Source organism: Kibdelosporangium phytohabitans (assembly GCF_001302585.1).
Lineage (GTDB): Bacteria > Actinomycetota > Actinomycetes > Mycobacteriales > Pseudonocardiaceae > Kibdelosporangium > Kibdelosporangium phytohabitans.
The window spans coordinates 3,659,480-3,668,691 of the sequence record NZ_CP012752.1; the positions used below are offsets into that span (position 1 = coordinate 3,659,480).

Annotated in this window: 3 protein-coding genes; all 3 read left to right on the forward strand. The window is 69.3% G+C overall.

The window, feature by feature from the left end; all coding sequences use genetic code 11:
• Window positions 1–225 precede the first annotated feature (225 nt).
• From AOZ06_RS16970 to AOZ06_RS16980, 3 genes are read left to right on the forward strand one after another with little or no spacing between them, the layout of a single operon-like run.
• On the forward strand, window positions 226–6,111 hold the full coding sequence (locus AOZ06_RS16970) for a non-ribosomal peptide synthetase (protein WP_054296701.1): 5,886 nt from the start codon (window positions 226–228) through the stop codon (window positions 6,109–6,111).
• Window positions 6,112–6,123: 12 nt separating this feature from the next.
• The gene (locus tag AOZ06_RS16975) at window positions 6,124–7,623 is read left to right on the forward strand and encodes a serine hydrolase domain-containing protein (protein ID WP_054290282.1); all 1,500 of its coding nucleotides are present in this window, start codon (window positions 6,124–6,126) and stop codon (window positions 7,621–7,623) included.
• An 8-nt stretch (window positions 7,624–7,631) separates the two neighbouring features.
• Window positions 7,632–9,149 carry a long-chain-fatty-acid--CoA ligase gene (locus AOZ06_RS16980; protein ID WP_054290283.1) on the forward strand — a complete coding sequence of 506 codons (1,518 nt, stop codon included), beginning with the start codon at window positions 7,632–7,634 and terminating at the stop codon, window positions 9,147–9,149.
• The last annotated feature ends 63 nt before the right edge of the window (window positions 9,150–9,212 follow it).

The following is a 9,212-nucleotide window of genomic DNA, read 5'->3' on the forward strand; positions in this document are numbered from 1 at the left end:
GGGTACCTGCGCGACGCGCAGCGAACGACAAAGTCAAAGGTCAGAGCGCCTTCTGCGGCTGGGCAACGCAATCCGCTACGGGCAAGGGCCGATTTCGCCCGCCCGCTCCCGTAGTCCTTCCATGGGCCTGCCGCGGAATCACGTCCTGATCAGGAGAATCCTCGCGTGCACGAGGGCACGCGGGCTGCCAACACCATGCCAGTGGGGTGCGTCACGATGGCCGACATGACCGCAGCGGACCAGGCGGCAGCCCGCCGGCGTGAACTGTTCTCCCTGCTTCTGCGGCGGGAGGAACTGGTAGAACCCTCGCCGGATCGGATCGACCGCGCCGACCGCGGCAGGCCGGTCCCGTTGTCCTACGCACAGCAGCGCCTGTGGGTGCTGGACCGGTTGACGCCCCGGCGATCCGTCTACAACGCACCCCTGGCCTACCGGCTCCGCGGTCCGCTTGACGTGGCAGCTCTGCGTGCTGCGTTCACCGCTGTCGTGGCGCGCCACGAGAGTCTGCGCACGACGTTCGCTGTGCACGACAACGCGCCGGTTCAGGTCATCGGCCCGCCGCGGGACGTGCCCGTCGAGGTGACGAGCCTGCGCACGTTGCCGCCCGAAGAAGCGCTGGCCGAAGCCCGGACGCTGGCCAAGGCCGAGGCCGCCGAGCCGTTCGACCTGGAACGCGGACCGTTGATGCGGGTGCGCCTGATCGAACTCGGGCACGACGATCACGTCCTGCTGCTGACGATGCACCACATCATCACCGACAGCTGGTCGCTCGGCGTGCTGTTCCGCGAGCTGCGCGCGTTCTACTCGGGCACGCAGGACCTGCCGGAGCTGCCGATCCAGTACGCGGATTTCGCCGCATGGCAACGATCGCCGCGGACCCGTCAGCGGCTGCGCGCCGACTTGGACCACTGGGCGCAAAAGCTGCGTGGCGCACCGCAGATCGTCACGCTGCCGCCGGACCGGCCGCGTCCCGTCGTGCCGGAGTTCAACGGCGCCGAGCACCTGTTCACGGTGCCGAAGCAGACCGCGACCGCGCTGCGTTCACTCGCGGTGCACGAGCAGGCAACGATGTTCGTGGTGCTGCTGGCCGCGCTCAAGGCGCAGCTGGCCCGCTACAGCGGGGAGACGGACGTGATCGTGGGTTCCCCGGTCGCCGCCCGCGACCAGGTCGAGCTGGAGCCGTTGATCGGGTTCTTCATCAACAGCGTGAACCTGCGGACCGAGCTGACCGGCAACCCGTCCTTCGCGGAACTGGTTCGACGGGTCCGGCACACCGCGCTGGACGCGTTCGAGCACCAGGAGATGCCGTTCGACTGGCTGGTCGACGAACTGCGACCAGTGCGCCAGCTGAGCATCCACCCGTTGCACCAGATCAGCTTCCAGGTCTCCCAGCAACTCACCGATGCCGCGCCTGGCCTGCTGCTGGCGCCGGTGGAGGGCGGTGTCGGTGAGGAGGCGCTCACCTTGCCGGAGCTGGCCGTCGAAGCGTTCCCGACCGGGACCGGCACCAACAAGTTCGACCTCGCGATGGGGTTCGCGGAGAGCCAGGACGGGCTGATCGGGCGGATCGAGTACTCGACCGACCTGTACGACACCGAAACCATCGAACGGTTCTCCCGCGGCTTCGCCACTTTCCTGCATGCCGCCGCTGCCGCGCCGGACACGCCGATCACCGGCCTGCCGCTGCAGAGCGAGCCGGACCGCCACCAGGTCCTGGTGGCGTGGAACGACACTGAACGCCCGGACGCCGACCGGTCCTGCCTGCACGACCTGGTCGCCCGGCAAGCCTCGGACAACCCCGACGCGCTGGCGGTGTGTGACGAGGACGCGTCGCTGACGTATCGGGAGCTGGACGAGCTCGGCAACGCGCTCGCGCACCGGCTGCGGGAGTTGGGCGCCGGGCCGGAGGTGATCGTCGCGGTGTGCGCCGAACGCTCTGTGGAGACCGTCGTCGCGCTGGTCGCCGTGATGAAAGCCGGTGGCATCCTGACCATTCTCGACCCGGAACAACCGGAGTCCCGGCTGCGCTACCTGCTTGCCGACAACGGCGCGGTGGCTGTGGTCACTCAGCAGCAGCTCGCGCCGAAACTCCCGGAGACCGGTGTTCCCGTTGTCGTGCTGGACTCAGAGCTGACCGTGCTGGACGGTCTTCCCAGGACGGCACCGCGGACTGGTGTGACGCCGGACAACGCCGCGCACGCGGTCTACACGTCCGGATCCACCGGTGAACCCAAGTGCATCATCACCCCGCACCGCGGCGGCGCCAACCTGATCGCGTGTGACACCGCGGAGTACCGGCTGGGCGCCGGGGACCGGCTGTTGCAGAAGGCGCCGTTCACCTTCGACGCCTCCATGTGGGAGGTGTTCTGGCCGCTGACCACCGGCGCGGCGGTGGTCGTCGCGAAGCCCGGCGGGCAGCGCGACCCGAAGTACCTCGCCCGGTTGATCCAGCGCGAGCAGGTCACCTTCGTGCACTTCGTCCCCGTGATGCTGCGGGCGTTCCTGGCCGAGCCGGAGGCGGTGAACTGCACGTCGTTGCGCCAGATCCACTGCGGCGGCGAGGCGATCACGCCTGATCTGATCGAACGGTTCCACGCCGTGCTGCCGTGGGTGGAGTTGCACAACCAGTACGGCCCGGCTGAGGTGTCCGGGCAGACCAACTTCCACCAGCTGCGGCCAGGTGACACACGTGTCCCGCTCGGCAAGCCGACGTGGAACACGCAGTGCTATGTCCTGGACGACAACGGAACGCCGGTACCGCCCGGTGTCACCGGGGAGCTGTACATCGCCGGGATCGGTGTGGCCCGTGGCTACCACCGCAGGCCCGCGTTGACCGCGGAGAAGTTCCTGCCCAATCCGTTCGGGCAGCCGGGCACGCGGATGTACCGCACCGGGGACCTGGTCCGCTGGCTGCCCGGCGGCACGCTGGAGTTCGTCGGCCGGGCCGACCACCAGGTCAAGATCCGGGGCTTCCGGATCGAGCCCGGTGAGATCGAGGCGCACCTGAAGGCACATCCGGACGTGACGGGCGCGGTGGTCGTCGCGCGCACCGACCTGGCGGGGGACAAACGCTTGGTCGGTTACGTCGTCCCGGCACCCGCGGCCGGCCGCGACGGGCTGCCGGCCGCGGTGCGTGGTCATTTGGTCGACCGCGTGCCCGAGTACATGGTGCCGAGCGCGATCGTGGTGCTCGACGAGTTGCCGTTGAACGCCAACGGCAAGATCGACCAGAAGGCGTTGCCCGCTCCGCCCGCGCACGCGGGCAGGCGGTCGGCCGTACCACCCCGGACTCCCGCTGAGCAAACGCTTGCTGAGGTGTGGTGTGCCGTGCTCGGCGTGGACAAGGTCGGCGCCGACGACAACTTCTTCGCACTGGGCGGCGATTCCTTGCGGGCGATCGAACTGACCGCACGCGCGGAGTCCGCCGGCCTGCGGTGCACACCGAACCAGCTGTTCCAGCACCAGACCCTGGCCGAACTGGCCGCCGCCGCCACGCCGGTCGCCGACTCCCCGGCAGACGTCCGGCAAGGCGAAGTCACCGGACCGCTGCCGCTCACGCCCATCCAGCGGACGTACTTCGGCACCGGCGATCCCGAACGCGACCACATCGTCCAGTACATGGCCCTGCCCATGGACGTCGACCTGTCGACTGTGGACACCGCGCTCGATCGGCTCGTGGCGCAGCACGACATGCTCCGCGCTGCCTTCCGGCCCGGCCCTGCCGGCTGGACCCAGGAGGTACTGCCGCACGAGCCGAGGACGCGGGTGCAGACCGGCACGGGGACTGTGGATGACGCGGTCAGGCAAGCGATTGCGGGCTTCGATCTGCGGACCGGCCAGCTCGTTCGTGCCGTGCGGGCCGACGGCCTGCTGGTGGTCGTCATCCATCACCTCGTAGTGGACGCGGTGTCGTGGCAGGTGTTGCTGTCCGACTTCACCCAGCTGTGTTCCGGTGACACGACATTGCCGCGCAAAACCACGTCGTTCCGTGACTGGGCACACCGGTTGCAGGAGTACACGCCGGAAAACACCTGGCGCGAACTGCTTCCCGCGACCGTGGCCCCGTTGCCGAAGAACAGCACGGTTCCGGGCACGCGCGGTGACATGGCGGTCATCGACGTCGAGCTGCCGACGGGCGACACCCACACGTTGCTGACCGAGCTGATGCCGGCGTTCCGGATGGAGGTCAAGGACGCGGTGCTGGCCGCACTCGGCGTCGCGCTGTCCCGCTGGACCGGGTCCGCGCAGGTCCTGATCGACGTGGAAGGCCACGGCCGTGAGCCGCTGTTCGCCGACGTCGACACCACGCGGACGGTCGGCTGGTTCACCTCCGTCCACCCCGTGTGCCTTGACCTTCCCGGCACCGAGGACATGGCGCAATGCCTGCGTGCGGTCCAGGAGACCGTGCGTGCCGTGCCCGACCGCGGCATCGGATTCGGGTTGCTGCGCGACCAACTCGGCGAACTGCCGGAAGCCGAGGTCGCGCTGAACTACCTCGGCCGGGCCGACGGCTCCGCGCGGCTGCAAGCGTTTGCGGCGCCGGCCCGGCCGATGCCGTATCCCGTCGAGGTGGTCGCCCGCGTCCAGGACCACCGGTTGCGGCTGTCGCTGTGCTACGACACGACAGCGTTCGACGCACCCACGATCGAGAAACTCGGCGCACGGGTGCTCACCGCGCTCGCGGAGATCGCCGAGACGGCCACCAGGCCGAACGGCGGGTTCCGGGTCGCTTCGGACTTCCCGCTCGCCGGCCTGTCCACCCAGGAGATCGAGCGGGCGTTCGGCACAGGCAGGCAGATCGAGGACCTGTACCCGCTCTCGCCGGTCCAGGAAGGCATCCTGTTCCACACGCTCACCTCGCCCGACTCGGCGCTCTACACGACCCGGCTGTCGTGGGACGCCGGTGACCTCGACCCGGACGCCTTCACCCAGGCATGGCAGGAAGCTGCTCGACGCCACCCGGTCCTGCGCACGCGTGTGGTCTGGACTGAGGTGGACCGGCCGCTGCAAGTGGTCGACGCACGGCCTCGGTTCCCGGTCAACCGGCTGGACTGGACAGCGTCGCACGACCAGTCCCGTGAACTCGACGAGTTGCTCACGGCCGAACGGGAACGGGGGTTCGCCCTGGACGAAGGTCCGCTGGTCCGCGTGACACTGATCCGCACGGGGCAGTCGGCCTGGCGGGTCCTGCTCGAATCGCACCACATCGCGATCGACGGGTGGAGCAGTGCCACGCTCGTCGGCGACGTACTGGCGCTCTACCAGGCGATCCGGAACGACACACCGCTGTCCCGCCCGGCACGCAGGCCGTTCCGCGACTACGTGGCCTGGCTCGGGCAGCAGCCGCGTGAGAAGGACCGTGAGTTCTGGACCGGCTACCTCGCCGGGTTCACGCAACCCACGCCGTTGCCCGTGGCCGAGGTGCTCAACCCCGGGCACGGCCACGTACTGCGCGAGATCGACATCCCGGAGGACCTCGCGGGCAAGCTCGGCGCGTTCGTCCGGGAGGCGCGGATCACGCGCAACACCGTGTTCCAGGCGGCGTGGGGACTCGTGCTGGCCGGCCACACGAGCCGGGACGACGTGGTGTTCGGCGCGACCGTGTCCGGGCGGTCCGGCCTGACCGGGATCGAGGACATGATCGGCATGTTCATCAACACGCTGCCACTGCGCGTCCGGGCCGCCGCGGACCGCCCGCTCGGCAGGTGGTTGCGGGAACTGCAGGAAGGACGCGGGCGTATGCCGTCCGAGCACACCGCGCTCGTGGACATCGCCCGGTACAGCGAGGTCAATCGCCGTACGCCGCTGTTCAACACAGTTCTGGTGTTCGAGAACTACCCGGTGGAACAACCTGTCCGGGACGCGTTGCACGGACTGTCCCCGGAAGCGCTCCGCGTGGACGACTCGAACAACTACCCGCTCACGCTGATCGTCGAGGACGGCCCGCAACTGCGGGTACGGGTGATGTACGACAACACCCGGTTCGCCGACGCCGACATCCGCGGGCTCGGCCGCAGTGTCGTGGGCGCGCTGACCGGCCTGACCGATCCCGGGACCACCACGCCTGCCGGTGTCCTGGCCCACATCGACGCGGCCCGCGCCGCACACTGAGGGGAACCAGCCATGTTCCACGACCTGGCCGACGCGATCGAGGAGATCCTGCCGCGCATCGTGGCCGCGACGGGGACACCTGGCGTCGCGGTCGCTCTCGCCACCAGCACCGAACTGCGGGCAATGGCGGCGGGGCACGCCGACCTGGCGCGGCGGATCCCGATGTCCGGCACGTCCGTGACCCCCGCCGGTTCACTGAGCAAGCCCCTGGTCGGCTTGTCGTTGATCCGGCTGGCCGAGGCCGGGTTGATCGATGTGGACGGTCCGATCGACCCGCACCTCGACCCGGCCGCCCGGCCGGCGAACCCGGCGGCGAACGCGCCGATCACCCCCGGGATGCTGACCGCGCACCTCGGCGGCTACCGCACCGACTTCATCGACGCCGAGCTGACACGGCCGATCCCGATCGCCGAATACGTCCAACGGCGGCACGAGATCGGCGCCACCCCCGAGTACGGCGGTGTCTGCCCGCTGTACGGGCCGCCCGGCCAGTACGCGTACTCCAGCTTCGGCATGTCGCTCGTCGGCTGTGCCGTCGAGAACAAGGCACAGCGGAACTACGCCGACTTCGTGCACGAGACCATCCTCGCCCCGCTGGGGATGACGGGTTCCGCCGTGCCCAACGCCGAGGGCGATCCGTGGCAGGCATTGGTCGCCTCCGACGAGTACGCCGTCGGCTATCAGGGATTCGGCCCGTGGTGCGTGCCGTCACCGGTGTACCACTCGGCGACTTATCCCGGTGCCGGCCTGATCACCTCGCCGGTGGACTACGCCCGGTTGCTGCAGTCCATGCTTCGCGCGTCCAACGGGTCTGCCGGAGAGGTGGTCTCGCCGTCGGGCATCGCCGAGATGCTGAAGCCACGGGTGGCCCGTTCCAGCCCGGTCACCCCGGACTCCTTCGCCGGGATCGCGCTGGAGATGAGCGATCCCGACCGGGACGGTGACCTGTGGTGGTGGGGCCATTCCGCGGCCTACCCCTGGGGCTGCTGGTGGGACGCGCGGATCTATCCGCGGCTGGACCTCGTGGTCGTCGCCATGGCGAACAAGTGGGACATGATGCGGTTGCACAACCCCGCTGACCGCAACGCGGCGGGCATCGTCGCCCAATGGGCCGCCCGGTGGGCAGCGTCCGGCCCGCCGCCGCGGCGCGCGTACCCGGTCGAAGCACGGGAATGGCCGACACCGACAGCGGAAACGTCGGCGTGGATCGGTGCCATGGTCGCCGAGCGCACGTACGGGACTCTTGGCGTGGCCGGAAGGCTGGATCCACAGGCGATCAAGAACATGGTGGCGAACACGCGCCCGTTCGACGCCACCGACCCGCCCGGTCTTGACGGCGCCGCGTTCGAGCGTGCGGTCGCGCGACTGGCCGAGTTGTCGCCAGACCCCGAAGCGATCCGCGGATACGCCGCCGAGCAAGGACCTGGCGCCGCGTTGTGGGCGTTGGAATGCGGCGCCACCGCGGCGGGCCTGCCGCTTCCCGCGCCCGTGTTCTCCGCCCCGCACAAGTAGGAGGCGTCATGTACCTCACGCAGCCGCTGCACCGCGCCCTGCAACAGCACCCGGGCCGGACAGCCACCATCGACGGCACACGTGAACGCGACTTCGCCACCCACGTGGACAGAGTCGCCCGTCTGGCAAGCGGTTTGCGTGAACTGGGGGTGGGCAGGGACGACCGTGTCGCCATGTACGCCTTGAACTCGGACCGGTTCCTGGAACACCTGATGGCGGTGCCGTGGGCGGACGCCGTACTCGCGCCGGTCAACACCCGCTGGGCGATCCCGGAAGTGGTGCACGGCCTCAACGACTGCGACGCACGGGTACTGCTGGTCGACGACACGTTCATCGATGCCGTGCCCGCGCTGCGCGCGCAATGCCCAGGCGTGAAGCACGTGGTGTACACAGGGGACGGTGAGATTCCACAGGGCTGCGTGGGCTATGAGGAACTGATCGCGGCCAGCGCACCCGTGCCGGACGCACGCCGTGGCGGCGACGAACTGGCCGCACTGTTCTACACCGGCGGTACGACCGGACGTGCCAAGGGCGTCATGCTCAGCCACGGCAACATGGTTACCTCGGCGATGGGGTGCGTCGCGGCCGGTTTCATCGTCGCTCCCGGGGACCGTTTCCTGCACACGGCACCGATGTTCCACCTCGGTGATCTGGCGCATTGGGTCATGCAAAGCCTGTTGGGCAACACCCAGGCCACTGTGCCTGCCTTCGATCCGCAGCGCGTGCTGACCGCTGTGGCAACGCATGGCGTGACCGTCACGTTCCTCGTGCCCACGATGTTGCGAATGCTTCTCGACCACCCCACCTTCGACCCAGCGACCCTGAAAAACCTGCGCCGCCTGGTGTACGCCGCCGCGCCCATGCCGCCGGAGCTGCTGGACCGGACCACCGAGACCCTGCCGAACGTCGAACTCGTGCAGGCGTACGGCATGACCGAACTGGCCCCGGCGGTGACGTTGCTGAGCCCGGCCGACCACACAGGCCCGCACAGGTACTCGGCAGGCCGGGCCGCGCCGCACAGCGAAGTGCGTGTGGTCGACGTCGGCGACCGGCCGGTACCTGCCGGGACAGTGGGTGAAATCGTCGCACGGGGCGGGCACGTGATGCTGGGCTACTGGGGCCGGCCTGACCTGACCGGACAAGCGGTCCGCGACGGCTGGATGCACACGGGTGACGCGGGCTACCTCGACGACGGCGGCTGTCTGCACGTGGTCGACCGGATCAAGGACATGATCATCACCGGTGGCGAGAACGTCTACTCCGCCGAGGTCGAGAACGTGTTGCACGAGCATGCTCACGTCGCGACGTGCGCCGTGGTCGGCGTGCCCGACAGGACCTACGGCGAGCGCGTGCACGCCGTGGTCGTTCCCGCCGCCGAGACCAGCCAGGACGAGCTGGACGCGTTCCTGCGTGCCCGCCTGGCCAACTACAAGGTGCCGCGCAGTTACGACTTCGTCAGCGAGCTGCCGTTGTCCGGCGCGGGAAAGGTGCTCAAGCACGAGTTACGGGCGCGATACGGGTCGTAGTGCGGTGGCAGTCCCGTAGTCGGCCAAGGGTGCGGCCTGGAAATGGCTGCCCACCAGGGATTT